The organism is Bradyrhizobium sp. Arg237L (assembly GCF_029990105.1).
In the GTDB taxonomy this organism is placed as follows: Bacteria; Pseudomonadota; Alphaproteobacteria; order Rhizobiales; family Xanthobacteraceae; genus Bradyrhizobium.
The window spans coordinates 30,836-57,178 of record NZ_JAQMIL010000033.1 but is presented as its reverse complement, the minus strand read 5'-3'; the positions used below and the strand labels follow the sequence as shown (position 1 = coordinate 57,178).

The window sequence follows — 26,343 nt, the reverse complement described above, 5'->3', positions numbered from 1 at the left end:
TCTCTTGTCACGCATCATCAACCCGAGTGAAACGCCATGAATTTCGATTTCTCCGACGAACAGAAGCAGATGCGCGACGAGGCGCGGAAATTCCTTAGCGAGCAATGTCCGCCGAAAGCGGTGCGCACTGTGCTCGATGGCAAGGCCGCCTACGACAAGGACCTCTGGAAGGGCCTCGCCGAGATGGGTTTCCTCGGCGTTGCGATCCCCGAACAGTTCGGCGGCGCGGGCGCGGGCCATCTTGAGCTCTGCGTGATCGCGGAAGAGATGGGCCGGGCGCTGGCGCCGGTGCCGTTCTCCTCGACTGTCTATCTCGCGGCCGAAGCGTTGATGCTCGCCGGCAGCGATGCGCAGAAGCAGAAATGGCTACCGAAGATCGCCGCGGGCGAAGCCATCGGCACGCTGGCGCTGTTCGAGGGCAAAGGCAGTCCGTCGCCAAAGGCAATCAAGCTCGCTGCATCTAGCGGTGCGCTCAACGGCACCAAGAAGCCAGTGCCGGATGGGGCTATCGCTGATTTCGCGGTGGTCGCCGCGCGCACCGGCTCGACGGGACGCGATGCAGATATTTCGTTGTTCCTGGTCGACCTCAAGGGCGGCGGCGTCGATGTCAAGGAATTGACCAACATCGATCTGACCCGCGGCCAGGCCGAGATCACCTTCACCAACGCCAAGGCTGAGCCGCTCGGCGCCACCGGCGAAGGCTGGGGCATCATTACGCAAGTGCTCGACCGCGCCGCGGTGCTCTTGGCGTTCGAGCAGGTCGGCGGCGCCGACCGCGCGCTGGAGATGGGCCGCGATTACGCGCTCGATCGCATCGCTTTCGGCCGGCCGATCGGTTCGTTCCAGGCGGTCAAGCATATCCTCGCCGACATGTATGTCTCGGCGACCTTGGCGCGCTCCAATTGCTATTACGGCGCCTGGGCGCTCTCGACCAATGCCGCGGAGTTGCCGGAAGCGGCCGCCGCCGCGCGGATCAGCGCGACGCAGGCGTTCCAGCATTGCGCCAAGAACAACATCCAGGTCCATGGCGGCATGGGTTTCACCTGGGAGTTCGACTGCCACATGTACTACCGCCGCGCCAATGCTACTGCGCTCGGCCTCGGCAGCCTCTCTTATTGGGAGGATGCCCTGATCGACCGCATGCGCAAGAAGAACGCGGCGTAAATTCTTGCTCGTCATTCCGGGGCGCGCGAAGCGCGAACCCGGAATCTCGACGTAACTAACCTCTGGATTCCGGATCGATCCGCGAAGCGCGGATCGTCCGGAATGACGGGTCAAAAAAGGACGACGTCCATGAACTTCGACGACACCCCGCAGGAAGCTGCGTTCCGCGCCGAGGCAAGAGCCTGGATCGCGGCGAACGCGCCGAAGCAATATGAGGACGAGCTGCGCAAATCCTCGCTCGGCCGCACCCAGCTCAAGGATGCCAACATCCTCGAGGTCGCAAAGGCCTGGCAGAAGAAGAAGGCGGATGCCGGCTGGGCCTGCCTGCACTGGCCGAAGGAATATGGCGGCCGCGGTGCCTCGCCGATCGAGCGCGTGATCTGGCAGCAGGAGGAGGGGCCGTTCGGCAGGCTCTCCGCCATGTTCATCATCGGCCACGGCATGTGCGGCCCGACCATGATGGCATTCGCTCGCGAGGAACATAAGCGCCACTATCTGCCGCCGCTGGCCTCTGGCGAAAAGATCTGGTGCCAGCTTTTCTCCGAACCCGCCGGCGGCTCCGACGTCGCGGGGCTTCGTACCCGGGCGGAAAAGAAGGGCGACGACTGGATCATCAATGGCCAGAAGATCTGGACCTCAGGCGCGCACTATTCCGACTACGGCATCCTGCTGACCCGCACTGATCCGACCGTGCCCAAGCACAAGGGCCTGACGATGTTCTTCCTGGACATGAAGAGCCCTGGTGTCGAAGTGCGGCCGATCAAGCAGGCGAGCGGGCAGTCCGACTTCAACGAGGTCTATTTCACCGACGTCAGGATTCCCGATCATCAGCGGCTCGGCGAGATCAATGACGGCTGGAACGTCTCGCTGACCACGCTGATGAATGAGCGCATGTCGATCGGCGCCGGTGTCGCGACTGGTTTCCCTGAGCTGTTCGAGTTCTGCAATAACCTGATGCTGGAGGATGGCCCCGCCATCGAAGACCGCAGCGTTCGCTCGCGGCTTGCCAACTATGCGGTCAAGGCGAGCGGGCTGAAATACACCAGCATGCGCGCGATCTCGGCGCTGTCGAAGGGCGAGCGGCCGGGCCCGGAGAATTCCATCGGCAAGCTGGTAGCGGGATCGATGATCCAGGAGATCGCGATGTACGCGCTCGACCTGCAGGGCGCCGCCGGCGTCGTGAGCGGGCCGGAGGATGCCGAGCTCGCCGGCAAATTCCAGGCGATGCTGCTGCGCGCGCCCGGCACCCGCGTCGAAGGGGGCACCGACGAGATCATGCGCAACATCATCGCCGAACGCGTGTTGGGATTGCCCGGCGACATCAGGGTCGACAAGGACGTGCCGTTCAACCAGATACCGACCAAGGGAAGAGCCTAGCCGTCATTCCGGGGCGCCGCGCAGCGGCGAACCCGGAATCCGGAGGTTGTGGGTCGAGATGCTCCGATGTGCAATTGCACATCATAGTTCACGCTTCGCGTGCCCCGGAATGACAAGAACAAAGGAAGCGCCAATGAATTTCGACGACACCCCGCAGGAAGCCGCCTTCCGCGCCGAGGCGCGCAAATGGGTCGAGGCCAACGCGCCCAAGGAATATGAGGCGGAGCTGTCGAAATCCTCGCTCGGCCGCATCCGGCTGGAGAAGGCCGAGATCGTCGACGTCGGCAAGGCCTGGCAGAAGAAGAAGGCGGAGGCCGGCTGGGCCTGCCTGCACTGGCCGAAGGAATATGGCGGCCGCGGCGCGACCCCGATCGAGCGCGTGATCTGGCAGCAGGAAGAGGGCATTTACGGCAAATTGACCCAGCCGTTCCAGATCGGCGAGGGCATGTGCGGCCCGACCGTGATGGCCTATGGCAGCGAGGAGCATAAGCGCCGCTATCTGCCGAAGCTTGCGTCGGGCGAGGAGATCTGGTGCCAGCTCTTCTCCGAACCGGCCGGCGGCTCCGACGTCGCAGGGCTTCGCACGCGCGCGGAAAAGCAGGGCGACAACTGGATCATCAACGGCCAGAAGATCTGGACCTCGGGCGCGCATTATTCCGATTACGGGCTTTTGATCACGCGCACCGATCCCAACGTGCCAAAGCACAAGGGGCTCACCATGTTCTTCCTGGACATGAAGAGCAAAGGCGTCGAAGTGCGCCCGATCAAGCAGGCCAACGGCATGCAGGAGTTCAATGAGGTCTATTTCACCGACGTGGTGATCCCGGACAGCCAGCGGCTTGGCGCGGTCGGCGACGGCTGGAACGTCGCGCTGACCACCTTGATGAACGAACGCATGTCGATCGGCGCGCGGCTTGCGACCGGCTTCCCCGAAATGTTCGAGTTCTGCGCGAATTTGATGACGGACGACGGGCTCGCGATCGACGATCCCGCCGTGCGCTCGAAGCTTGCGAGCTGGGCCGTGAAGGCAAGCGGACTGAAATACACCAGCTATCGCGCGATCTCCTCGCTCTCCAAGGGCGAGCGTCCCGGGCCGGAGAATTCGATCGGCAAGCTCGTCGCGGGCACCATGCTGCAGGACATCGCAGCCTATGCGATGGACCTGGAAGGCGCAGCCGGCGCGCTCACGGGCGCCTCGGAGGAAGTGGCGAATGGCCAGTTCCAGCAGATGCTGCTCACCTCGCCATCGATGCGGATCGCCGGCGGCACGGATGAGATTTTGCGCAATATTATCGCTGAACGCGTGCTTGGCCTGCCCGGCGATATCCGCGTCGACAAGGACGTGCCGTTCAACAAGATCCCAACCAAAGGACGCTGACCATGGATGCGAAAACGCCGAGCCCGCATTACACGACGGAAGATCGCATCGGTGTGCTCGAACAGCTCCTGAACGAGCGCTACTCCGTGCGTGCCTTCCTGCCGCGCGAAGTGCCGCGGGAGATCATCGAGCATGTGCTCAACGTGGCGCAGCGCACCGCGTCCTGGTGCAACAGCCAGCCCTGGCAGGTCCTGATCGCGAGCGGCGAGGCCAAGGAACGCTTCCGCAAATTGATCTATGCCGAGGCGGCTTCCGGCACCAAGGACGATCACGACTTCGCGCCGCCGCGCGAATATGTCGGGGTTTATCTGGAGCGGCGCCGCGAAAGCGGCTTCCAGCTCTACAACACGCTCGGCATTATCAGAGGCGACAAGGCCGCGTACGCAAGGCAGGCGCTGGAGAACTACAATTTCTTCGGCGCGCCGCATGTCGCTGTTATCCACACCAACGAGCCGCTCGGCATTTATGGTGCGATCGATTGCGGCGCCTATGTCTCTAATTTCATGCTGGCCGCCCAGGCGCTCGGGCTCGGCACCATCCCGCAGGCCGCGCTCGCCCGCCATTCCGGCCTGATCCGCCGTCACTTCAATCTGCCCGACGACCGCCGCGTCGTCTGCGGCATCTCCTTCGGCTACGCCGACCATGGCCACAAGGTGAACAGCTATCGGACCTCAAGGGCGACCGTTGCGGATGCCGTGACGTTCTTGGACGAGTAATCCGTCGACGCAGGTGATCGGGCGACCGATCAGCGGGTGCGCGGTGGAATTTTCGGCAGCTTGTCAGGGTCGAATTTTGGTGTCGGCCCGATCGGCTCCGGTGCGGGCGGCTGTGGTTCGCTGAGAATCAGCGTTCCTTCAAGGAGTACCCCAGGCACCTGCTCCGCGGTCGCTGTGTAACGCCCCAACTTGTCGGCGCACGTTCCTTCAAGCCGAAGCGTAAGGTCATCGGCGCCGAAGACGGTTGCATGTCCTTCGGTGTGTCTCTTGACCGATAATGTGGCGGTGAAGCGATCCCCGTCGATTTCGCAGGAGCCGCTATAGGTCGTGATGCTGTCATGACCCCAGATCCTGCCGTCTTCGACATGGGCGATGCCGGTGCCTTGGCCCAGCGGGGTCTTGAACCACGCCGCATAGGTACCGTTTCTGAGCATGGAGGAACTTTCTCCCTCGGTGTTCACAAGTGCCCCAGCAGGGATCATCGACATGGCTAGCGCTAAAACTTGGTTAACCTCCTGCTCCGGGCGAATCCGGTGAAAGCGCCGCACACCGGACGTCAGGTGTGGTGACCAAGCAGTTCCTCGATCACCTCCTCGGAGAACGTCTTCTTGACCCCAGCGATCAGGACATGTTCGGAATCTCCGGGAATTGGCACAGCGCGCGGCAGGCCATGTTCAAGCAGTGCCCGGGCGCAGCCGACCCAGTCACCGCCCTCGACCGGCTGGTTGCAGGACGCCCATGACAGCGAGCCGCAGACATTATCGCCAAAGCCGTGCTCCTCCGTCCATTTCGCTCCGTGTTCGAGCAGGAACCGCGTCAATTCCGCATCGCCACGGAAGACGGCGAGATTGAGTGCGGATGCATTCCAGTCGCCGCCGCGCATGGAGATTGGCCAGCCGAGCCGGACCATGAGTCGTGCGCCTTCGCTTCCGCCTTCCGCCACGATGTCCGGTAGCAATCGCAGTTGCGCCTCGGGTAGTGACGCAGGCAGGTCGGGACGCCTTGCGCCGATCGCGCGGGCTTCGCGCTCGTCGCCGCGCGCGCAAGCCGCCACGAAACGCTCTTCGTCCGAGATCGGCTGCGCGCCGATGCGGCCGCGCAGCAGTTCGGCGACCTCCACAAGCCCAAACTGCAGCGCCAGCCTGTAGGCATCGACGCCGGCTGGGGTCATCCTCGATGGGTCGGCGCCCGCCTCCAGCAGGGCCTCGACGTGCTGGATCGAGCGCCTGCGCCTGATCGCCCACAATAGCGGCGATCCCCAATCGCTCAGCGGCGGATTTCGAGCCGGCTCATTTGGATCGCCGCCATGCTGCAACAACAGCTTGAGCGGCGCCGCATCTTCGAGGTCGAGCGATCTGTAGATCGCGTTCGTCTCTGCGATGCGAGCGCCATGCTCCAGCAAGAGGCGGGTGCAATCGGGATTCTCGAGCGAGTGGTAGAGCGATTCGCCGTCGTTCGGGTCGGCGCCGGCTTCGAGCAGCAGCTTCGTCAGCGCGGCATCGCGGTTGGTTCCGGCGGCGCCATAGAGCGTTGACAAGGGACAGCGCTCGTCCGGATTGCTCAAAGAACCCGGCGGCCAGCGGCTGTAGATCCGCTGATTGACGTCCGCGCCCGCGGCGATCAGAAATTTCGCGCTCTCGTGCAGCCGTTCGCGAAATTCAGCTACGCGAAGCAGCGCCGAATGAACGACTGCGAACAGCGGCGGCAATCGGAGCGGGCCGCCGGGACGGTTGAGCCAGGAGGGATCGGCCTGCGTGGCTAGTCGCAGCGCATTTTCATCGCCAATCGCGCATGACAGATAGGGATCGCCGGCTGCGAGGTCGGGGCTTTCGGCGCGGATCCGGAGCGCGCCGCGTGGATTGGCGCCATTCATGCTGCCGCTGACGTCGCCGGAGTAAATCAGCCCAAGCCAATGCAGGACGCGATCGGCGTGCTCGTTGTGCAAATCCGGTTGCATTTCCACATACCTCCCGAGATCGGCCAGCCGGCGGTCAGAATTTCGCCGGCCGTTTCTCGGCGCGCGCCTTGATGCCTTCCTTGATCTCCGTTCCGCGCAGGCTCTCGCGATGACGGACGTCGGCGGCTTCCTTGTCGAACTCGCCGTGAGCGAACTCATTGATGGCGCGCTTCATGCCGGCCATGGCGCGAGGTGCATTGGCGGCGAGCAGGCTCGCGAGCCGGTCGACCTCCTGGTCCAGATCGCTCTCGGGCACCATGGCGGTGAGATAGCCGATCTGCAGCATCTCCGGCGCGCCGATCTTCCGTCCCGTCAGGAACAGCATCTTGGCATTGTTGACGCCAAGCCGCGACACGTAACGCCTGATCCCGCTCGGGTAATAATGCAGGCCGAGCTTTGCGGCCGGCATGAACATCTCCGCGGTGTCGACGCCGATGCGGAAATCGCAGGCGAGCGCCAGATCGGTCGAGCCGCCATAGACGCCGCCGTTGAGCCGGCAGATCGTGGGCACGCGCAGATCTTCGAGCCGGTTTGCCACGCCCTCGAACGCGGAACCCGTGCTCGGCTCGTCGCCGGCAGCGCCGGCGCGCGCCGCCACCGAATTGAGATCGTAGCCGGCGGAAAAGGCGCGGCCGGTGCCGGTCAGTACCAGCACGCGGACGGCGGGATCTGCCTCGACGCGGTCGAACAGTCTCACCAGCTCGACGAGATCTTCCGCCTGCAGCCGGTTCATGTGCTTCGGACGGTTGAGGCGGATGGTGGCGCGAGGGCCCGAAATCTCGAGCTGCGGCGGGGTTGCGGTCTCTGCCGCGTCAGACATGGTTCGCTCCATTTTTGGTTCTCCAACTCGCGCCGGTTTGGCGTCGGTCTTGGCGTCGACGTCGCGGCGAGTCCGGGCCTGTTGGCTGCTTCGCGGACGTGGTAATCCACACCGGTTGCCGGAAGGTGCCTTTCCTTGCCCAGCCCGTCAATGACGACTGGCAAATGGCTGCATTCCGCCTCGGTCTCACCCGTCTGGGCATGCCAGGCGCCCTGGTCGGCGCCTGATTGGCCTGACAAAGTCGTGAGATTCGCGAACAAAAGAGCGACATTTCCCGTATATCAGGGAGAGGCTGCCGTGCGGGGCGGCCCCGGATTATGAAATCGCGGCGACATTCAATGCTTAGAAATTGGTTGGTTTCCTATGGATACCTCACATCTTGTTCAGCACGCAGGGACTGCCGGCACCTTGTTCGCGTCGATCTTCGTGATCGCGACCACCACGATGCGGACAATGATTCCCTTGCGCGTTTTCGGCATTCTCGCAAACATTGTCCTGATCATCACGGCCATCCCGATCCATAATTATCTGGTCATTCTGGTCCAGATAGTCATGCTGCTGGTCAATACCTATCGCCTGCACCAGATGCTGCAGCTCGTCCGCGACGTCAGGAAATCCGTCAACAGCGATCTCTCGATGGAATGGCTGAAGCCGTTCATGACCGAGCGCAAATGCGGCGCCGGCGAAGTCCTGTTCTACAAGGACGAGAAGGCCGACAGCATGTTCTACATCGTCAGCGGCCGCTTCCGCCTGGTCGAGTCCGGAATCGAGCTGCCGGTCGGCGCTATTGTCGGCGAGCTCGGCATGCTGTCACCGTCCAACGTCCGCACGCAAACGCTGGAATGCGTCCAGGGCGGCGTCATCCTTTCGGTAAGCTACGACCAGGTCGAGCAGCTCTATGTGCAGAACCCGGCCTTCGGCTTCTACTTCCTCAGGCTTGCCAGCGCGCGGCTGTTCCAGAATATCGATACGCTGGAGCAGCGGCTGGCCCAGCAGGTGGCGGCGGTAGAGCCGAAGCCGGCATGACGAGCGAGAGTGCAACCGTGGCGGACGACGACGGCATCCTGTCCTCGTTGCGTTATCTGTTCGCCGATTTCCTCGGCGACGAGGACAGCACACCGCCGGTGCTTCCCGAGGGATTGCCGGAGAGCGTCGCAGCCGTCGCGAGCGATGCCATCCACCTCCTGATCGACTATCAGAGCGCCGGCTACGCCCAGCTCTATGTCGACCGCTTGCGGCGCTTCGTCGGCAGGCGCGACGTCGACGAGGTGATGCTCGCCGAGATCGCGCAGTTGATGATGCAGCGCATGGCCTATGAGGATCCGATCCGGATCGCGCAATTGAAACTGCTCGAGCTCGAGCAGAAGGGTGCGCGGGCTGGATCGGTGGATATCAGGAGATTCCGATTCGACGAGTTGGTTGATGCTCTGCCTGCCGCGGTCGCCGCGCCGGTGCTCGATATTTTGGAGTGGCAGGGCTGGGCACGAAGGACGGTCAAGGTCAAATTCTCCACCAAAAACCGCTTCAGCGTCCGTCGCCTGAAGCTCGAGGCCGGCCTTAAGCGCTGGCGCCTGTTCTCGATTCGCTACGCCAAGGAGCGGGTCTGGGTGGAGCGCTGGCTGCACATGATCAACCGCAGCCTGGCCAAGCAGCCCGCCGCTGCTCTCGCGGTCATCCGGACGGCGACGATGATCGAAGGCTATGGCGCGAGCTACCGCCACGGGCTCGCCGACTGGCACACGATCATCGACGACCTTGCCAAACCGACCTTCGATGGCACGCTCGCCTTGCCTGATCTCGCCGGGGCCATTGCAGAGGCACGCGCGGCAGCGATGCCCGATCCGCGGCAGGCGGCGCTGAAGCGCAAGATCGCGGAAATCCGCGCCCGAGTGCCTGCCGGAGCCAGTGCCACGGCCGGCTAGAGCATGATCCGGAAAAGTGGATAGCGTTCCTGCGAAAGCCGTTATTTCGCGGCGGGAGCCAGATTGCTGAGCGCTCGCTCGCCCGCGGCGATCAGGTCCGTCAGCGTGGTCTTGCCGCCCTCGGCGGATCTGATGATCCGTCTGGCGATTCTCTTGCGAACCGAGTGCCGTTCGCCATGCTGCGTTTGCTCACAGATCCGATCCAAGGCGGCGTTCATAATTGCCAAGGTCTTCGAATCAAATTTGCCCTCGATCATTTGCCCCTCCCTGATCTCACCTCTCATTGGCCGCATCGGCATGGCGGACGGCCAGCATGGCGCTGACATCGAGTACATTCTCGGTCTGCCTGGCTTTCTTCATTAACGCATCGCGCTCGCGGCCAAGCGGCAACCGGCGCGCGGCGGCGCGGGCATCACGGGCGAATTTCTGCAAACGGACCTCGAATGGCTCGGTCGGCCGCGATCTGTTTCGCTTCTTCTTCATGCCGCCTCCGATCTGGAAGCGAAGCTAGTCTGACGCCTCGACAGCGTCCTTAACCTATGAAAGCTGATCAAACCAAAGATGCAAATCTTCGGCGACTGGAACGTTTGTCGCGGCCGGACGTAAGCCTGTTGCTTCCGCTATCCGTCCCCGGAGGATGGCGGAAGCACTCCGATGACAGGCCCCGGCGAAAGAGGTCGCCGGGGCCGTCGAGGCATCAGGGAAGCAGCCCAGGGAAATAGCCCATGACACGTTCGAGCCAAGGCATCGTCAGGGACAACAAGGGCGAAGAGCAGCCTGCCGACAAGCGGCGCGCTCAGACCGTGCACAAGACGGATCCGAAGCATTCGGTTTCGAAGGAAGCGACCCGCGATCCCAAGCTCACCGAGGACAACAAGACGCCGGGTTCGGGCATGGGTGCTGACGACAGCGGCGACGCGCCGACGGGATAGGAACGAACTCGCGTTGGGTTTCTTGCGGCGCGGCGCTTCACAACGGCTTGATGCGAGTGCGTCCACTCATTCGGAGCCATCGTCCAGTTTGGCGACGATACGCACCCCCTGCCAGACCTCGATCGTACCGCCATTGAAGTGCTGGCGTGCCCTGGCGACCGCCTCCTCGTCCGTCTCGCTTTCCAGCTCCATCCGCTCGCGAATGTGGCCGTCGATTCCCAACAGATAGGCCCGGTATTCCTGCATCACATTTCCCCGACTGCACCCCCGCCGATCGTCACAGACAGGGTTCCGCCTGCGCATTAACATGTGCTGGGGTCCTTGAAGAAACTCGCATTTTAGGCGTCACTACTCGCAACCTGATAGAGTATGATATATAATTAGCTACTTGAGAGTGAATAACATAGGTTATTGAAATCGGTCCTATCCTTACTCGACTTATTAGCGGGGAGACTGTCCCTTTGAGTCCACTCGTTCGTAAGCTTGAGCAGTTTGTGCGGCTGTCGTCGGCCGATCGCGCGTACCTCACCCGCGCGGCATCGGAACGGCTGCGCAAGTTCGGTCCCCGGGTCGATATCGTGCGCGAAGGCGAGAGGCCCAAGGACGTGCAATTGGTCGTTGCCGGCTGGGCATGCCGCTACAAGCAGTTGGAGGACGGGCGACGGCAGGTGGTGTCCTTTTTCCTGCCGGGCGATAGCTGCGATCTCAACGTCTTCATCCTGCGCGAGATGGACCATTCGATCGGCTCGATCACGGACTGCACCATCGCCGACCTGTCGCGCGATTTCTTCGAGGAGATCAGCGTCGGATATCCGCGCATCGTGACGGCGCTCTGGTGGGAAAGCCTGGTCGATGCCGCGATCCAGCGCGAATGGACGTTGAACCTGGGTCAGCGCACGGCGCTGGAGCGCATGGCGCATCTTTTGTGCGAGCTGTTCTTCCGCCTACGTCTTGCCGGTCTCACCAACGGCGACGGTTGCGACTTCCCCTTGACGCAGGCCGATCTCGCCGACGCCAGCGGGCTGTCCAAGGTGCATGTCAACCGCACCCTGCAGGAATTGCGTTCGGCGAACCTGATCGTCTTGAAAGGCAAGACGCTTGTCGTGCCGGATCTTCGGCGCCTGATGAATGCCGGCCTGTTCAACGCCAACTATCTGCACATGGAGCGCGAAGGCCGTCAGCTCGATGCCACCGAATGATGCCGCCCGGTCGGTGATCGCTTGACGCTTCGTATCACAGACGCCTGGAGGCGGGTGTACTGGTGGCTGAGCCCGGGAATGGCGGCGCTCAGACCCGGCAGCCGGTCCCTGCACGGCGACGCGGGGGCGGTTCGCGTGACCTCGCAAAATCTTCTTGAAACGCCTGTTTCGTTTGCTCTGTTTGGAGTATTTATCTATTTGTTTTTGCGAGTTTTTTTGCTGCAACGCAACTCCGTCGCGTTCAGGAGGTCGCGATCATGTTGGGCGAGCGATGCTGCGGGCCTGAACGATGTCCGGCTTTGTCCCGACTACAGATGGCCGTCGACTGTTAACCTTTGTGGCCTGCGCGGCGATGCCGCAGCACTATCGCCGTAGGGCCACACCATATGAATTTCGGAGGACCGAGAGGTGCATTCGGGCGCGGGAGATGCCATAAATGGCCGCAAGTTTTGAATATTGCGGGTTTAAGAAGAAGTTGCGCTGACGCCCAGGTCCGGTTTCTCTCCATCATTTTCCATCAGTCGCAGCGAAGGGCGTCAGCTTTGTCGTTTCCATCCATGTCGTCGTCGGTCCCGGTTGCAGCGCTGGTAGGATGGATGCTGCTGCTAACCGCCAAGCACATCGTGGCGGATTTCTTTCTGCAGAATTCCTGGATGGCGATCGGCAAGGATCAGAAGATCGGCTGGGCGCTGCCCTTGTTGGCGCACTGTCTCGTGCACCTTGCGACCTCGCTGCTCCTGATCCTGGTGATCGCGCCAAGATTCTGGTTCGTCGCCTTCATCGATTTCTTCATCCACCTTGCGGTGGATCGCGCCAAGGGAATCACCACCTCGACCTTCGGCGTCACGACCGAGCACCCGTGGTTCTGGTCACTGATCGGCGTCGATCAGGCGCTGCATCACCTGACGGGCTTCGGCCTTTCGATCTTCATGGCCGTGAACTGAGTTGCGTCCGCGTTCTCTTGTGCCGGCAGGCGGAGGTGTCGTCATTCCGGGGCGCGCCGGCGCGATCCCGGAATCCATTGGGCCGCATGTTCAAGCAGTGAAATGGATTCCGGGCTCGATGCTGCGCATCGCCCCGGAACGACGGGGCGCTCCCGAGCGTCAGCGGAGGCCGTTCTGATTCGCTCAAAAATCGCAATCGCCCCGGATGACTACTGGCACCCGTGGTTAACCCTTCGTTAGAGAATTGCACGGCATCTTCCGGACCAGGGAGAACTGCAATGTTTTCAAGCCGCAATGCCTTCGAGAACGACGTTTGCCCGGTCCGCGAGGAGCTGCTCGGACAGATGTACCGCGCCAATCCTGCCGGCCTTCAGGCCCTCGTCGAAAGCGTTTCGTCCGATGTCCGGGCAATGCTGGCGCTGTTCTGCTATCGCCGCCATCATCTGCATTCGCTGGCAGTGGCGATCGCTGCAAGCTGCAGCGAACGCGAGCTCGCATATTTCGGCGGCCACGTCGGCAACAACCTTTATAAGCTGTCCCGTCAGCCCGCCCGCACCACAACGCCATCGCATGGCAGCCGCAAGCCGATCACGCTGTCGACCAAGCCGCTCGCGACCTTCGCGCCGATCGTCGACGACCTCGACGAGGAAGAGGTTGCGGAGACTGTGACTGCCTAGGCCCTATACCGGGCCACGAACTCTTCCTCATCCCGAGGAGCCGCGAAGCGGCGTCTCGAGGGATGGGCCGCGGGCAAGATCGGGGCCTCATGGTTCGAGACGCGCGAAGACGCGCTCCTCACCACGAGGGACTCCTGCCGCATCCGGGCTACGGCTCACCTGCCAACACCGGCAGTCCGTGCCGGCGTCGCGCCATCGCGCATTCCGCATCGCCGGGCATGCAGGTGCGGCAGACCTCGGGCCGTATCGCATAGATCGCGCAGCTCGTGGCCACGCCGATCTTGCCTGACAGTGCCGAGCAGCGGTCGCCGTCGCAGCGCATGCCGGATTGCCTTGCATTGACGTATTCTAGCGGGATCAGGTCGAGCGCCGCGTCGTCTTCGGTGGTGAAGCGGGGCCAGTTCTCCGAGTAGAAGCAGCACGCGCCGCAGGCCTGGCAGGGATTCTCGGTCGCCATCAGATGTCCCTCGGCGCTTCCCAGACCAGGCTGCGGCGCCAGCGCGCCCGCAACAGGTCGCGCCTCTCAGGATATTTCTCCTCATGATAGACCGCGTTGATCACGCGGTCGGTGCGGAAACTGCGGAAATCCTTCCGCAACTCGCACCATGCCGCCAGGATCCGCACCGCTTCGTGATAGCCGACTGCGATCGGCCAGATCGTGCGTTCGGTGTCGCGGCCACGTTCATCGCGATAGTTCAGCGTGATCTTCCTGCCGTCATGGATCTGCGCGCGTGTCCGCGCCATGTCGATGCGGTCGGGCTCCTGGTTCCGCGCCCAGCGGGCGCGGCTTGCGGGTTCGAGGACGAACGGCCGCAACCGCTCCGGCACGGTATCGGCGATCTTCGCCATCAAATCCTGCGCGGCGCGCGCCAGCGCCGGATCGGCGTGGCCCGTGACCCAGCTCGCGCCGAGCACGCAGGCCTCGATCTCGTCGGGCGTGAGCATCAAGGGCGGCAGGTCGAATCCTTTTTCCAGGATATAGCCCATGCCGGCTTCGCCGCGAATCGGCACCCGCTGCTCGATCAGGGTCGCGATGTCGCGATAGATCGTGCGCTTGGATGTCTCGAGCTCGGCGGCGATCGCATCCGCGGTCAGCGGTTTGCGGGTGCGCCGAAGCACCTGGATGATCTGAAACAGCCGGTCGGCGCGTCTCATGGCAGCTCTCTTTGGTCGGTCTCTTTGGCTGGTCTCTTGGCTAGTGAGTTCCAGGCCGTCGATTTTCCGAGGTCGGCCTCGCCGCTGCTGACAGGATGTTGGCAGCAGGGGGTGGTTATAACGGGACAACATCTCAACTGAAGGGAATTTGTCCATGCTGAATCATCTTAGTAAGGCCGGCCTCGATAGCCGTCTTGAAAGGTTCAGGCGAGCCCAAACCTTTGCGTTGGAACAGCTCGTCACAATCCACACCGTCTCCTGCGACCTCCGCTGGGCGCTCATCGAACTGGCCCTGCGTTCGATCGCCGCCCTGTTGACGGCGGGCGGGAGGCACGTGGTCTTCCGCAGCCGCCGCCTCGTGAAACGGGTTCGTTTGGCGACCCATTTTACCCCTGCTGACACCATGGTGGCAGCAGGGGGCCGCTAGGCTCGGTGCCGTTTTTTGGAAATTGGGAGGCTCCAGATGATCATTCTCCATGGCTTCGGCCCGGGGTTCGGCTTGCCGGAAATCAGCCCCTTCGTGACCAAGACCGAGGTCCAATTGAAAATGGCCGGGCTTGCCTATTGCAAGGAGAGGGCGATGCCGCCGAGTTCGCCCAAGGGGCAATTGCCCTATATCCGTGACGAAGCGGAGACCATCGCCGATTCCACTTTCATCCGCGCGCATATCGAAGGCAAATACGGCTTTGACTTCGATGCGCCCTTGAGCCTGCAGGCGCGCGCGCAGGCCTGGGCGTTCGAACGGATGATCGAGCACCACGTCTATTGGGCCCTGGTCGGCGCACGCTGGGTGGATGAAACCAATTTCGCCAAGGGGCCTGCGCATTTCTTCGACGGCGCGCCGGAGCATCTGCGCGAGAAACTGCGCGAGGACGCGCAGTTCCGTGTCGCGGAGAACTATTTGCTGTCTGGCCTCGGCCGCCATGCGCCCGATGAGGATATCGACCTTGCCATCCGGTCGCTGTTCGCGCTTTCGGTGCAGCTTGGCGACAAGCCGTATCTGATGGGCGACACACCGTGCGGCACGGATGCCACCGCGTTCGGGGCGCTTGCGGGAATCCTGACCCCGTTCTTCGATTCTCCGCTACGCGCGCGGACCGAGAAGTTCAGGAATCTCACTGACTATGTCGACCGGATGATGGGGCAATATTATCCGGGGTTCGCCTGGTCGCCGGTGCGCGAAGCGGCCTAGCTACGATGAGGTTGCAGGTCGCAGCGTTTTCGAGCGAAGTGGATACCGGTTCGCGTGAAGAAAACGCGTCAAAACAAAAGACCTGAGCTTCGGTTCTGATTCAATCAGAACCGAAGCTCCGGGGCTCGGCTTTCAATGCAGCCAGCTCCGCCTCGAGCTCGGCGATGCGTGCGTCGCGTGCGGCCAATGCCGCAGCGACATCGGCGGCATCGAACTTCTGTGGGATGTGCTGCGGACAGTTGGTGTCCCAGGTGGATATCTTGAACAGGATCACCTGCTCAGCACGCGCCCTGTAATCCTTGGGCATCAGCGATTGCGTCAGCGCCGGGTCGTCGTCGACCAGGCGCGCTTCCCCCCAGAGCTTGACGCGTCTGCGATGCGCGTAATCCATCACGAAGATATACGCCTTCGGATTCTCCGACAGATTGCCTTGGGTGATGTACTGCCGGTTGCCGCTGAAGTCGGCGAACGCGATGGTGCTGGCGTCCAGGATCTTGATGAACCCCTTCGGTCCGCCGCGGTGCTGGATATAGGGCTGGCCATCGGCAGACGCCGTCGCGAAATAGAAGCTGTTGGTGTTGGCGAGGAAGGCCGCGAGATTCTCGTCGATCTCGGTGCGCCAGCCGCGCCGTTCGACTTGGGCATAGGCCTCGCGCGACCCTTTGCGCGCCTGGATCGCCTTCACCGCCGGCGTGAAGGCGACGTCACTCGGATAGGTCTGGGTGTCTGACATTTGAGCCTCTTGGCATGGAGCGCCAAAGCGTCGTTTCACCGTGGAAGATGGGACCGTTCCCCGGTCGAACAATCAAGGCGATTGACACTTCACTATTGCGCATTATGCAATAATGCGATGGACCGTATTGATGCCATGCAGGCCTTCGTCGCCGTGGCCGATCTGCAGGGCTTCGCCCCCGCCGCTCGAAAGCTCGGGCTGTCGCCATCGGCCGTGACCCGGCTGATCGCGGCGCTGGAGGAGCGGCTCGGCGCGCGGCTGTTGCAGCGGACCACGCGGTCCGTGACCCTGACCGATGCCGGCTCGCGCTATCTCGAGCGTATCAGGCGCATCCTTGCCGATCTCGAAGAGGCAGAGGAGGCGGTCGAGGGCGAACGCACGCGCCCGGCCGGGCGATTGGTGATCTCGGCGCCGGTCGGCTTCGGCCGCCTGCATGTCAGTCCCATGGTCACGGCCTATCTGAAGCGCTACCCCGACGTTGGCGTGGACCTCAGGCTGTCCGACCGCATGATCAACCTGGTGGAGGAGGGCGTCGACCTTGCCGTCAGGATCGGGCACCTGCCGGATTCGACGCTGGTTGTACGCCATGTCGGCGAGATGCGCCGCATCGTGGTGGCGTCGAAGCAATATCTGAATGCTCGCGGCGAGCCGAAGCGGCCCTCGGATATATCAGCGCACGACACCATTCAGTTCGGCGCCATGTCGGCGGCGCCGGATTGGCGCTTCGTCGAGGAAGGGCGGGAGGTCCGCGTTTCGCCGAGCCCGCGCTTTTCATCCAACAGCGCCGATGCCGCGATTCAATACGCCGAAGCCGGCGGCGGGCTGACGCGTGTGCTCGCCTATCAGGCGGCTGCTTCGCTGAAGGCAGGGCGGCTCAGGATCGTGCTGGCGAAATTCGAAGAGCCGCCGCTGCCAATCCACATCGTCTATCCGACCTCGCGCTTGCTCTCGGCCAAGGTGCGCACCTTCATCGATCTCGTCGCCGAGACCGCGGACTGGCGGTTCGGATGACGGTAATCGTGCCGGGTTCGCGCTACGCGCGTTCCGGAACGACGTCCTTCTTCGGCATCACCCGGAACGTCCCATTCGCCCGCGCGATGATGACGTCGTCCGCCTTCACCAGGCTCTGCGCAAAGCAGATCGTGCTGCCGGTCTTGATCACGTCGGTCTCGACCGCGAGCCACTGACCGATCTCCGCGGTGCCAATGAAATCGACCGCAAGCGAGACCGTTACCAGCGAGGATGTCCAGCCCATCACTTGGGCGCAGCTATAGCCCATCGCGTTGTCGGAGAGCGCCGCGATCAATCCGCCATGGATCAGACCGCGCGAGTTGGTGTGCGCCTTTGCGAGCCTGAGCCCCATGATCACCGCCCTGTCGATGCGCTTCGAATAAAGCGGCTCCCAGGGATCGGTGAGCGGGCTCTTGCGGAAGTGAGGCTCAAAGCCTTCCGGAATGTCGGCAATGACTGATGTATCGGTGCTCATGGTCGGCCCGTATGTCTGATGATCTCGGCGCCATTGAACGCGATGTCGATGACAGTTTCACCGCATACAAAGTTTTAAACGGCATCTGCGCGGATGTTTGAAACACTCCGTCGTCATTGCGAGCGAAGCGAAGCAATCCATTTCTCCCCGCGTGGGCGCATGGATTGCTTCGTCGCTTCGCTCCTCGCAATGACGGCGTAGCCCGTAGGGTGGGCAAAGCGAAGCGTGCCCACCATCGCGAGCGGAGTGCTGATGGTAGGCACGCTGCGCTTTGCCCACCCTACAATTTTATAGCGGCAATCCGACGTAGTTCTCCGACAGCGACGTCGACGCCGCCTGGGAACTCACGAGATACTCCAGCTCGGCGAGCTGGATCCGTGCGCCGAACTCGCCCTGCTCCGGGAATTTGTGCAGCATCGAGGTCATCCACCAGGAGAAGCGCACGGCCTTCCAGACCCGCGCCAGCGCCCTGGCGGAATAGCCATCGATGCCGGCGGAAGACTTCTCATCGTAGTACTCACGTAGGCCCTGCGACAGGTAGTGCACGTCGCTGGCGGCGAGGTTCAGTCCCTTGGCGCCGGTCGGCGGCACGATGTGCGAGGCGTCGCCGGCCAGGAACATCCTGCCGAAGCGCATCGGCTCGGCGACGAAGCTGCGCAGCGGCGCGATGCTCTTTTCGATCGAGGGGCCGGTGACGAGTTCGTCCGCCGCCTTCTGGTCGAGCCGCCGCTTCAGCTCATCCCAGAAACGCTCATCGGGCCATTGGTCGATGTGATCGTCGAGCGGACACTGCACGTAATAGCGGCTGCGGTGCATCGAGCGCATCGTGCACAGCGCAAAGCCCCGCTCATGGTTATTGTAGATCAGCTCGTGCGAAACCGGAGGGGTATCCGAGAGGATGCCGAGCCAGCCGAACGGATAGACCCGCTCATACGTCTTGATCGCGGAATCCGGCACGCTGGCGCGGCTGACGCCGTGGAAACCGTCGCAGCCCGCGATGAAGTCGCAGATGATCTCGCCTGCTTTGCCGTCCTTCACGTAAGAGACGCGCGGATGGTCGGTGTCGAAATCATGCGGCTGGACATCGGCGGCCTGATAGATGGTGGTGAGCCCGGCCTGCTGCCGCGCGTTCATCAGGTCGAGCGTCACCTCGGTCTGGCCGTAGATCATGACCGTCTTGCCGGTCGCCGCGTGCATGTCGATGCGATGGCGGGCGCCGCCGAAGGCGAGTTCCAAGCCGCGATGGATCAGCCCCTCGCGATGGGCGCGCTGGCCTGCGCCGACCTCGTCGAGCAGGCTGACCGTGCCCTCCTCCAGCAGGCCGGCGCGGATCCGCGCCAGCACATAGTCCGGCGTCTGCCGTTCCAGGATCACGTTGTCGATCCCGTAGGCGTGAAGTAGTTGCCCAAGCAACAATCCTGCCGGACCTGCGCCTATGATTGCTACCTTTGACCGCAATATTTGCTCCTCCCGATATCGTAGGCTTCAGCTTATACCGCCTGGCGGGTCGCTGTCGTCAGCTTGCAATGGTGATTATATCATATAACAATAATCGCAAAGGGCCGCCAAAGGCCTGCAAAGAGGGAGAGGATGCCGATGAGGAAGACGGTTCTGGCGTTGCTGCTTGCCGCCAGCGTGACCCCTGCGTTCGGGCAGGAGAAGAATTTCGACCTGAAGATCTCGCATTGGGTGCCGGCGTCCCATCCGCTGCAGAAGTCGCTGGAGGACTGGGCCGCGGCGGTGGAAAAGGATTCCGGCGGCACCATCAAGGGCAAGGTGTTCCCGGCGCAGCAGCTCGGCAAGGCCTTTGACCATTACGACATGGCGCGCGACGGCATCGCCGATGTCACCTATGTCAATCCCGGCTACCAGCCCGGCCGCTTCCCGATCGTCGGCGCCGGCGAATTGCCGTTCCTGATCTCCGACGCCAAGGGCGGCTCGATGGGACTTGATGCCTGGTACCGCAAATATGCCGAGAAGGAGATGAAGGACGTCAAATACTGCCTCGCCTTCGTCCATTCGCCGTCTTCGTTCCATTCGCGCACCAAGAAGATCGTCGTGCCTGAGGACGTCAAAGGCCTGAAGATCCGCCCCGCCCATGCCACCATGGCCAATTTCGTCACCTCGCTGGGCGGCACCAATGTGCAGTCCTCCGCGCCTGAAGTGCGGGATATCATCGAGCGCGGCGTAGCCGACGGCGTCACCTTTCCCTGGGGCTCGCTGGTGCTGTTCGGCATCGACAAGGTGACGAAATACGACATGGAAGCGCCGCTCTACGTCACGACCTTCGTCTTCGTGATCAACAAGGACAAGTACAACGCGATGTCCGACCGCCAGAAGGCAGCCATCGACAAGAACTGCTCGACCGAGATGGCGGGCATCGTCGGCGAGCACTGGGGCAAGTTCGAGGACGCCGGCATCGATAAGGTGAAAGCCGAGTCCGGCCATGAGGTCTACAAGCTGACGTCGGAGCAGACCGCGCTGTGGAAGAAGGCGGCCGAGCCGCTGGTCAAGACCTGGGCCGACGGCGTCAAGAAGACCGGCGTCGACGCGGACGCCGCGATGGCCGACCTGAAGGCCTCGCTCACGAAGTACAACGCGCTCGCGCAGTAGTTCTCCCTCTCCCGCTTGCGGGAGAGGGCCGGGGTGAGGGTGTCTCCGCGATGGGACCGTCCGCGTGGAGAGAGCCCTCACCCGGCGTTAACGCCGACCTCTCCTGCAAGCGGGAGAGGTGAACCGAGCTTGCGGATAGCCGATCGATACCAAGCCATAGGACGCCCCGTATATGAAACGCGCTTACATGGACCGTTTCATCGACACCATCGAATGGATCGCGGCCGGTTTCGTCGGCATCGTCGCCGCCAATATCTTCCTCGCGGTGCTCCTGCGAAACACGCTGAACTACTCGATTCCCGATTCCTTCGACATCGGGCGGATGCTGCTCGGCATCCTGATTTTCTGGGGCATCGCCGCGACGTCCTATCGCGGCACCCACATCACCGTCGACCTGGTCTGGGCCAATGTCGGGCCGAGATACCAGCGCCTCATCGACGTGTTCGCGACACTGGTGCTGCTGTTCGTCGTCACCGTGCAGACCTGGACGTTGTTCGACAAGGTGCGCGGCACCTATAACGACAATGTCCTGACCTTCGATCTGCATATGCCGACCTGGCCGTTCTTCGCGCTCGCCTGGATCGGCGACGTCTCCGCCGTGCTCTTGATCGCGATCCGCACTTACCGGCTGATCTTCCACCCGGAAGAGATGCACGATCCCAAGATCAAGGCGACGGAGTAAGCGCCGATGAGCACCGACGCCGTCGCCATCCTCGGCTTTGTCGCGCTGTTCGCGCTGATGCTGCTCCGCGTGCCAGTCGGCATGGCGATGGGCCTCGTCGGCGTCTGCGGTTTCAGCTATCTGGTCGGCGCCACGCCGGCGCTGAAACTGGTCGGCCAGACCTCGATGCGCACGGTGACCGATTACACCTTCGGCGTGATCCCGATGTTCCTGTTGATGGGGACCTTCGTCAGCAATTCCGGCATGAGCCGCGAATTGTTCCGCGCCGCCAACGGCTTTGTCGGCCATCTCCGCGGCGGGCTCGGCATCGCCACTGTCGCCGCCTGCGGCGGCTTCGCCGCGATCTGCGGTTCCTCGGTCGCGACCGCCGCGACGTTCTCGGCGGTGGCGTATCCCGAGATGCGCCGTTTCGGCTATCCGCAATCCTTCGCCACCGGCGTGATCGCGGCCGGCGGCACGCTCGGCGCGATGCTGCCGCCGTCGACCGTGCTCGCGGTCTACGGCATCATCACCGAGCAGGACATCGGAAAGCTCTTCATCGCCGGCATCATCCCGGGCCTGCTCGCGATGACCATGTACATGATCACCATCGCGCTGATCGGCTATGTCAGGCCCGGCTTCCTGCCGACCGGCAAACGGATGCCGTGGCGCGAGCGCTTCGCCGGCCTGCGCGACATCTGGGCGCCGGTGCTGCTCTTCATCTTTGTCATCGGCGGCCTCTACGGCCTGCCGTTCCTGCCGCGCTTTACGCCGACCGAAGCCGGCGGCGTCGGCGCCACCGGCGCGTTCCTGATCGGCCTTCTCACCGGACGATTGGACAAGGAGAAGATCCTTAACTCGCTGTTGCAGGCGACCCGCACCGCGGCCGCAGTGTTCACCGTGCTGATCGGCGCGCTGATCTTCGGCTATTTCCTCACGGTGACACAGACCCCCCAGAAGGTCACGGAGTTCCTCACCAGCCTTGGGCTCGGCAGCTACGGCATCCTCGCCGTCATCATGGTGATGTATCTCGTGCTCGGCTGCCTGATGGACGCCATGGCGATGATCATCCTGACCGTGCCGATCATCTTCCCGGTCATCATGCACCTTGGTTTTGATCCGATCTGGTTCGGCGTCATCATCGTGATGACGGTCGAGCTCGGCCTGATCCATCCGCCTGTCGGCATGAACGTGTTCGTGATCAAGAGCGTGGTGAAAGACGTCTCCTTCTCCACGATTTTCAAGGGCGTGATCCCCTTCGTCGTCACCGACCTGATCCGCCTCGTGATCCTGATCGCCTTCCCGCTGCTCGCCACCTGGCTGCCGCAACGTATGATGGCGAATTGAGGTCCGACCCCTTGCTCCGTCATACTCCGCGAAGGCGGAGTATCCAGTAAGCCGCGGCGCTGCGGCTCAATCACTACTGCCTCTGGGATACTGGATCACCCGCCTTCGCGGGTGATGACGGTGGAGTGCGTGGTGGTGGCGGAGAGGGGAGGGAGCATCACTCCCCCTCATCGCTCGCCAGCACGCCCTTCACCGCGCGCGCCCAGCCGGCGAGCTTGCGCTCGCGCGTCGCCTGGCTCATCGCGGGCTTGAAGCGGTGCTCAAGGCGCCAGTTGTCGGCGAATTTTGTCGGCTCGGGATAGATGCCAGCGGCAAGGCCGGCCAGATAGGCGGCCCCTAACGCCGTGGTCTCCTGGATCATCGGGCGGTCGACCGGGGCGTCGAGCAGGTCGGCCAATCGCTGCATGGTCCAGTCGGACGCGGTCATGCCGCCGTCGACGCGGAGCACGATGTTGGCGGCGGTCGAATCCGGCCAGTCGGCGCGCATCGCGGCCCAGAGATCGTAGGTCTGGTAGCAGACACTTTCCAGCGCGGCATGCGCGAGCTCGGCCGGGCCGGTGTTGCGGGTGAGGCCGAACAGTGCGCCGCGCACGCGCGGATTCCAGTAGGGCGCGCCCATGCCGACGAAGGCCGGCACCAGATAGACGCTCTGCATCGAATCGGATTTGTCGGCGAGCGGCCCGGTCTCGGCGGCCTGCCTGATGATACCGAGCCCATCGCGCAGCCACTGCACCGCGCTTCCGGCGACGAAGATCGAGCCTTCCAGTGCGTAGGTGCGTTTGCCGCCGAGCTGATAGGCGATCGTGGTCAGCAGCTTGTTCTTTGACTTCACCGGCGTGGTGCCGGTGTTGAGCAGCGCAAAGCAGCCGGTGCCATAGGTCGATTTGATCATGCCGGGCTCGAAACAGGCCTGCCCGATGGTCGCGGCCTGCTGGTCGCCGGCGATGCCTGCGATGGCGATGCTGCCGCCGAACAGGTCGGGGACGCTGTCGCCGAATTTGGCGGAGGAGTCCTTCACCTCGGGAAGCATCGAGCGCGGCACGCCGAGGATCTTCAAGAGCTCGTCATCCCATTCGCCGGTGTGGATGTTGAAGAGCAGGGTGCGCGAGGCGTTGGTGGCGTCGGTCGCATGCACCTTGCCGCCGGTGAGCCGCCAGAGCAGATAGCAATCGACGGTGCCGAACAGCAGCTCGCCGCGCTCGGCGCGTTCTCTTGCGCCGGGCACACCGTCGAGGATCCAGGCCACCTTGGTGCCGGAGAAATAGGGGTCGATGATCAGCCCGGTCTTGGCCGAGATCACCGGCTCATGGCCGTCTGCTTTCAATCGGGCGCAGAAATCGGCGGTGCGGCGGTCCTGCCAGACGATGGCGCGGTGCACCGCCTGGCCGGTGGCGCGGTCCCACACGACAGTGGTCTCGCGCTGGTTGGTGATACCGATCGCGGCGATCTCCTTCGCCTTTAGACCGGCTTTCTCCAGCGCATTGCGGCAGGTGGCGATGGTCGAGGTCCAGATGTCCTCCGGCTCATGCTCGACCCAGCCGGAAGCAGGGAAATGCTGCGGGAACTCCTGCTGCGCCACCGCCGCGATGGAGATATCGCTGCGGAATACGATGGCGCGCGAGGACGTGGTGCCCTGATCGATGGCCAACACAAAGGACATAGCGCTCCTTCCCGGACGTGATTGCTTGTTGCGCCAAGGGAGCGGATTGGCGCGGGAAGGTCAATATCTCAGGTCGGGCGGGCTGCTTAGCCTCGCCCCGCTCTTGCGGGGAGAGGTCGGCGCGCAGCGCCGGGTGAGGGGACGCGCCGCATTCACGGTGTTCGGAATTCGTGGAGGCAGCCCCTCACCCCGACCCTCTCCCCGCAAGAGCGGGGCGAGGGAGAGCCGCTACACCGCCGCCGTGGTGACGCCGCCGTCGATGACGATGGTCTGGCCGGTCATGAAGGTGGAGGCGTCGGAGGCGAGATAGGCTACCGCGCCGGCGATCTCGTCGGGTTCGCCGATGCGGCGGAGCGGGGTGGTGGCGGTGCGCCGTTTCAGGAGCTCCGCGTCTTCCCAGAGCGCGCGGGCGAAATCGGTCTTGACCAGGCCGGGCGCGACGCAATTGACGCGCACGCCCTTCGGTCCCCATTCGCCGGCCAGGCTGCGGCAGAGCGCGAAGTCGGCCGCCTTCGAGATGCCATAGGCGCCGATCACGGTCGAGCCGCGCAATCCCCCGATCGAGGAGATGATCACGACGGAGCCATTGCCGCGCTCGGCCATTTGCGGGATCGCCAGCGCGCAGAGCCAGATGTTGCTCTTGACGTTGGAGCCCATGATCTTGTCGAACGCCTCGTCCTTGATGTCGAGCAGCGGGCCGTAATACGGGTTCACCGCAGCGTTGCAGACGAGGATGTCGATCTTGCCGTAATGCTTGGTCGCGCCCGAGATCAGCGCCTCGACCTCCTCGCGGCGCGAGATGTTGCAGGGGATCACATGCGCATCGCCGCCGTTACTGTTGATGCCGTCGGCCACTTCCTTGCAGGCGTCGGCCTTGCGCGAGGAGATCACCACCTTGGCTCCGAGCTTCGCCAGCAGTTCGGCGGAGGCACGGCCGATGCCGCGGCTCGAGCCGGTGATGACAGCGACCTTTCCGGTGAGATCGAACGGGGTGTTCTTCATTGTTGTTTCCCTCTTCTGTTCTGTTCGCATTTTGCCACACCGTCATGGCCGGGCTTGACCCGGCCATCCACGCTCTTGTTTTGCCGCCAAGACGTGAATGCCCGGGCATGACGGTCATTGTGCGGCTGCAGCCTCCCAAGTCACGAGCGGGCGGAGACTAGATCAACCCGCCCGCGTCGGCGACACGGCGCAGGTGATACTCGGTGTCGCCGAAGGTGTTCTCGATCATGGTGAGACGCTTGAAGTAGTGGCCGATCTTGGCCTCCATGGTCATGCCGATGCCGCCATGGAGCTGGATCGACTGCTGGCCGACGAACTTCAGCGACTTGCCGATCTGCACCTTGGCCGCCGCGATCGCGCTCGCGCGCTCCTTGGCGTCCGCGAAGTCACCAGCCATGGTCGCGAACATCGACATCGAACGGGCCTGCTCGGCCGCGACGAACATGTCGGAGGCGCGGTGCTGCAGGCTCTGGAACGAACCGATCGCGACGCCGAACTGCTTGCGCGTCTTGATGTACTCGACGGTCTCCTTGAGCGACTCGTCCATCGCGCCGACCGCCTCCGCGCACAGCGCGACGCGGGCTTCGTCGACCACGCGCTCGATCAACGCAAGCGCATCCTCGGGGTTGCCGATCGCGGCATCGCTGCCGACTTCCACGCCGGTGAAGCTGATGTCGGCGGCGTGCAGGCCGTCCTGGGTCGGATAGCCCTTCCTGCTGATGCCCTTGGCATTGGCCGGCACCAGGAACACGCCGATGCCGTTTCTGTCGCGCCGCTCGCCCTTGGTGCGCGCGGTCACGATCAGCGTGTCGGCGTTCTCGCCGTTGAGGACGACGAACTTCTCGCCGTCGATGACGTAAGCCGAGCCCTTCTTCTTGGCGGTCGTGGTGACGTCGAACAGGTCGTAACGCGAGTTCTTCTCGAGCTGCGCGAACGCGAACGTCTTGCTGCCGTCGATGATGCCGGGGATGTGCGCGGCCTTCTGCTCGGCCGAGCCGCCATGGCGCAGGAAGCCGCCGCCGATCACCACGGTCGCAAGATAAGGCTCGAGCACCAGCGCCTTGCCGAGCGCTTCCATCACGATCATGGTCTCGACGCCGCCAGCGCCGAATCCGCCGTCCGCCTCAGTGAAGGGCAGGCCGAGCAGGCCCTGCTCGGCGAGCTTGCTCCAGACGGCTTTGCTCCAGCCGCCCTTCTCCTGCATGTATTTCTTGCGCTGCTCGAAATCGTAGGAATCCGTCAGCAGGCCGTCGATGCTTTCCTTGAGAAGCCGCTGCTCCTCGGACAAATCAAAATCCATGTTCTTGCTCTCTCAGGATTATCGGAAACTCTCCGTCATGCCCGGGCTTGTCCCGGGCATCCACGCTCTTGCTGTGCCCGCACCACCGCGTGGATGGCCGGGTCAAGC

The 26,343-nt window shown here is 63.2% G+C and carries 30 protein-coding genes; 16 read left to right on the top strand and 14 right to left on the bottom strand.

Going from position 1 to position 26,343, the window contains the following annotated elements; genetic code table 11:
* The first annotated feature begins 36 nt into the window (after window positions 1–36).
* The 4 genes from OZ411_RS21070 to OZ411_RS21055 all read left to right on the top strand — a co-directional run bounded on the left by OZ411_RS21070 (window position 37) and on the right by OZ411_RS21055 (window position 4,635).
* Entirely contained in the window at window positions 37–1,164 is a 1,128-nt protein-coding gene (locus OZ411_RS21070) for an acyl-CoA dehydrogenase family protein (protein WP_130580867.1), read from the top strand.
* A 129-nt stretch (window positions 1,165–1,293) separates the two neighbouring features.
* Entirely contained in the window at window positions 1,294–2,541 is a 1,248-nt protein-coding gene (locus tag OZ411_RS21065) for an acyl-CoA dehydrogenase (RefSeq protein ID WP_282529498.1), read from the top strand.
* A 133-nt stretch (window positions 2,542–2,674) separates the two neighbouring features.
* Window positions 2,675–3,919 (top strand): acyl-CoA dehydrogenase, encoded by a 1,245-nt coding sequence (locus OZ411_RS21060; protein WP_282529497.1) that lies wholly within the window; start codon window positions 2,675–2,677, stop codon window positions 3,917–3,919.
* A 2-nt stretch (window positions 3,920–3,921) separates the two neighbouring features.
* Window positions 3,922–4,635: a nitroreductase gene (locus OZ411_RS21055; protein WP_282529496.1), complete on the top strand. Its 714-nt coding sequence runs from the start codon at window positions 3,922–3,924 to the stop codon at window positions 4,633–4,635.
* A gap of 29 nt (window positions 4,636–4,664) precedes the next feature.
* On the opposite strand, the gene OZ411_RS21050 is transcribed toward OZ411_RS21055, so the two are convergent.
* From OZ411_RS21050 to OZ411_RS21040, 3 genes are all read right to left on the bottom strand, one after another.
* Entirely contained in the window at window positions 4,665–5,069 is a 405-nt protein-coding gene (locus OZ411_RS21050; RefSeq protein ID WP_282529523.1) for a hypothetical protein, read from the bottom strand.
* A gap of 122 nt (window positions 5,070–5,191) precedes the next feature.
* Entirely contained in the window at window positions 5,192–6,592 is a 1,401-nt protein-coding gene (locus OZ411_RS21045; protein WP_282529495.1) for a hypothetical protein, read from the bottom strand.
* Window positions 6,593–6,626: 34 nt separating this feature from the next.
* A complete protein-coding gene (locus OZ411_RS21040) occupies window positions 6,627–7,412 on the bottom strand; it encodes an enoyl-CoA hydratase/isomerase family protein (RefSeq protein ID WP_282529494.1) in 786 nt (261 codons plus the stop codon).
* A 363-nt stretch (window positions 7,413–7,775) separates the two neighbouring features.
* Here OZ411_RS21040 and OZ411_RS21035 point away from each other — a divergent pair, with 363 nt between their 5' ends.
* Window positions 7,776–8,438, top strand: coding sequence for a cyclic nucleotide-binding domain-containing protein (locus OZ411_RS21035; protein ID WP_130580873.1), 663 nt, complete (start codon window positions 7,776–7,778; stop codon window positions 8,436–8,438).
* Window positions 8,435–9,334, top strand: coding sequence for a DUF6537 domain-containing protein (locus tag OZ411_RS21030; protein ID WP_282529493.1), 900 nt, complete (start codon window positions 8,435–8,437; stop codon window positions 9,332–9,334). Before OZ411_RS21035 ends, OZ411_RS21030 begins: the two co-directional genes overlap by 4 nt.
* Window positions 9,335–9,375: 41 nt before the next feature.
* Here OZ411_RS21030 and OZ411_RS21025 read toward each other — a convergent pair whose 3' ends face one another.
* Together OZ411_RS21025 and OZ411_RS21020 are read right to left on the bottom strand one after the other, a co-directional pair.
* On the bottom strand, window positions 9,376–9,591 hold the full coding sequence (locus tag OZ411_RS21025) for a hypothetical protein (protein ID WP_130580875.1): 216 nt from the start codon (window positions 9,589–9,591) through the stop codon (window positions 9,376–9,378).
* Window positions 9,592–9,607: 16 nt separating this feature from the next.
* Entirely contained in the window at window positions 9,608–9,817 is a 210-nt protein-coding gene (locus OZ411_RS21020; RefSeq protein WP_130580876.1) for a hypothetical protein, read from the bottom strand.
* Between the two features lie 242 nt (window positions 9,818–10,059).
* On the opposite strand from OZ411_RS21020, the gene OZ411_RS21015 reads away from it, so the two are divergent.
* Window positions 10,060–10,266: a hypothetical protein gene (locus OZ411_RS21015; RefSeq protein ID WP_130580877.1), complete on the top strand. Its 207-nt coding sequence runs from the start codon at window positions 10,060–10,062 to the stop codon at window positions 10,264–10,266.
* Window positions 10,267–10,332: 66 nt separating this feature from the next.
* Here the strand turns inward: OZ411_RS21015 and OZ411_RS21010 are convergent, their stop codons facing one another.
* Window positions 10,333–10,512 carry a hypothetical protein gene (locus OZ411_RS21010; protein WP_130580878.1) on the bottom strand — a complete coding sequence of 60 codons (180 nt, stop codon included), beginning with the start codon at window positions 10,510–10,512 and terminating at the stop codon, window positions 10,333–10,335.
* 215 nt (window positions 10,513–10,727) lie between these two features.
* On the opposite strand from OZ411_RS21010, the gene OZ411_RS21005 reads away from it, so the two are divergent.
* The 3 genes from OZ411_RS21005 to OZ411_RS20995 all read left to right on the top strand — a co-directional run bounded on the left by OZ411_RS21005 (window position 10,728) and on the right by OZ411_RS20995 (window position 13,086).
* Window positions 10,728–11,465 (top strand): Crp/Fnr family transcriptional regulator, encoded by a 738-nt coding sequence (locus tag OZ411_RS21005; RefSeq protein ID WP_282529492.1) that lies wholly within the window; start codon window positions 10,728–10,730, stop codon window positions 11,463–11,465.
* 596 nt (window positions 11,466–12,061) lie between these two features.
* Entirely contained in the window at window positions 12,062–12,409 is a 348-nt protein-coding gene (locus tag OZ411_RS21000; RefSeq protein WP_282529491.1) for a DUF3307 domain-containing protein, read from the top strand.
* Window positions 12,410–12,687: 278 nt separating this feature from the next.
* Window positions 12,688–13,086 carry a hypothetical protein gene (locus OZ411_RS20995; RefSeq protein WP_282529490.1) on the top strand — a complete coding sequence of 133 codons (399 nt, stop codon included), beginning with the start codon at window positions 12,688–12,690 and terminating at the stop codon, window positions 13,084–13,086.
* Window positions 13,087–13,234: 148 nt separating this feature from the next.
* Here OZ411_RS20995 and OZ411_RS20990 read toward each other — a convergent pair whose 3' ends face one another.
* Complete coding sequence (locus OZ411_RS20990) at window positions 13,235–13,543, bottom strand: YkgJ family cysteine cluster protein (RefSeq protein WP_282529489.1); 309 nt, start codon at window positions 13,541–13,543, stop codon at window positions 13,235–13,237.
* The gene (locus OZ411_RS20985) at window positions 13,543–14,241 is read right to left on the bottom strand and encodes a YafY family protein (RefSeq protein WP_282529488.1); all 699 of its coding nucleotides are present in this window, start codon (window positions 14,239–14,241) and stop codon (window positions 13,543–13,545) included. Before OZ411_RS20985 ends, OZ411_RS20990 begins: the two co-directional genes overlap by 1 nt.
* 154 nt (window positions 14,242–14,395) lie before the next feature.
* Here OZ411_RS20985 and OZ411_RS20980 point away from each other — a divergent pair, with 154 nt between their 5' ends.
* A complete protein-coding gene (locus OZ411_RS20980) occupies window positions 14,396–14,668 on the top strand; it encodes a hypothetical protein (protein WP_282529487.1) in 273 nt (90 codons plus the stop codon).
* A 36-nt stretch (window positions 14,669–14,704) separates the two neighbouring features.
* Entirely contained in the window at window positions 14,705–15,433 is a 729-nt protein-coding gene (locus tag OZ411_RS20975; protein ID WP_282529486.1) for a glutathione S-transferase family protein, read from the top strand.
* Window positions 15,434–15,533: 100 nt separating this feature from the next.
* Here OZ411_RS20975 and OZ411_RS20970 read toward each other — a convergent pair whose 3' ends face one another.
* Window positions 15,534–16,166 (bottom strand): pyridoxamine 5'-phosphate oxidase family protein, encoded by a 633-nt coding sequence (locus tag OZ411_RS20970; protein WP_282529485.1) that lies wholly within the window; start codon window positions 16,164–16,166, stop codon window positions 15,534–15,536.
* A gap of 117 nt (window positions 16,167–16,283) precedes the next feature.
* Between OZ411_RS20970 and OZ411_RS20965 the strand changes: the two genes are divergently transcribed.
* Window positions 16,284–17,177, top strand: coding sequence for a LysR family transcriptional regulator (locus tag OZ411_RS20965; protein ID WP_282529484.1), 894 nt, complete (start codon window positions 16,284–16,286; stop codon window positions 17,175–17,177).
* A gap of 22 nt (window positions 17,178–17,199) precedes the next feature.
* On the opposite strand, the gene OZ411_RS20960 is transcribed toward OZ411_RS20965, so the two are convergent.
* Together OZ411_RS20960 and pobA are read right to left on the bottom strand one after the other, a co-directional pair.
* Window positions 17,200–17,652 carry a PaaI family thioesterase gene (locus OZ411_RS20960; protein ID WP_282529483.1) on the bottom strand — a complete coding sequence of 151 codons (453 nt, stop codon included), beginning with the start codon at window positions 17,650–17,652 and terminating at the stop codon, window positions 17,200–17,202.
* A 288-nt stretch (window positions 17,653–17,940) separates the two neighbouring features.
* Entirely contained in the window at window positions 17,941–19,110 is a 1,170-nt protein-coding gene (pobA, locus tag OZ411_RS20955; protein WP_282529482.1) for a 4-hydroxybenzoate 3-monooxygenase, read from the bottom strand.
* A gap of 138 nt (window positions 19,111–19,248) precedes the next feature.
* Here pobA and OZ411_RS20950 point away from each other — a divergent pair, with 138 nt between their 5' ends.
* From OZ411_RS20950 to OZ411_RS20940, 3 genes are all read left to right on the top strand, one after another.
* Window positions 19,249–20,265 (top strand): TRAP transporter substrate-binding protein, encoded by a 1,017-nt coding sequence (locus tag OZ411_RS20950; protein ID WP_282529481.1) that lies wholly within the window; start codon window positions 19,249–19,251, stop codon window positions 20,263–20,265.
* Window positions 20,266–20,437: 172 nt separating this feature from the next.
* Complete coding sequence (locus OZ411_RS20945) at window positions 20,438–20,947, top strand: TRAP transporter small permease (RefSeq protein ID WP_130580581.1); 510 nt, start codon at window positions 20,438–20,440, stop codon at window positions 20,945–20,947.
* A 6-nt stretch (window positions 20,948–20,953) separates the two neighbouring features.
* Window positions 20,954–22,273: a TRAP transporter permease gene (locus tag OZ411_RS20940; RefSeq protein WP_282529480.1), complete on the top strand. Its 1,320-nt coding sequence runs from the start codon at window positions 20,954–20,956 to the stop codon at window positions 22,271–22,273.
* Window positions 22,274–22,430: 157 nt separating this feature from the next.
* On the opposite strand, the gene glpK is transcribed toward OZ411_RS20940, so the two are convergent.
* From glpK to pimD, 3 genes are all read right to left on the bottom strand, one after another.
* Window positions 22,431–23,933, bottom strand: coding sequence for a glycerol kinase GlpK (glpK, locus tag OZ411_RS20935; protein ID WP_282529479.1), 1,503 nt, complete (start codon window positions 23,931–23,933; stop codon window positions 22,431–22,433).
* Between the two features lie 228 nt (window positions 23,934–24,161).
* Entirely contained in the window at window positions 24,162–24,935 is a 774-nt protein-coding gene (locus OZ411_RS20930) for an SDR family oxidoreductase (protein ID WP_282529478.1), read from the bottom strand.
* 157 nt (window positions 24,936–25,092) lie between these two features.
* Complete coding sequence (gene pimD, locus OZ411_RS20925; protein WP_282529477.1) at window positions 25,093–26,235, bottom strand: pimeloyl-CoA dehydrogenase small subunit; 1,143 nt, start codon at window positions 26,233–26,235, stop codon at window positions 25,093–25,095.
* Window positions 26,236–26,343: the final 108 nt, after the last annotated feature.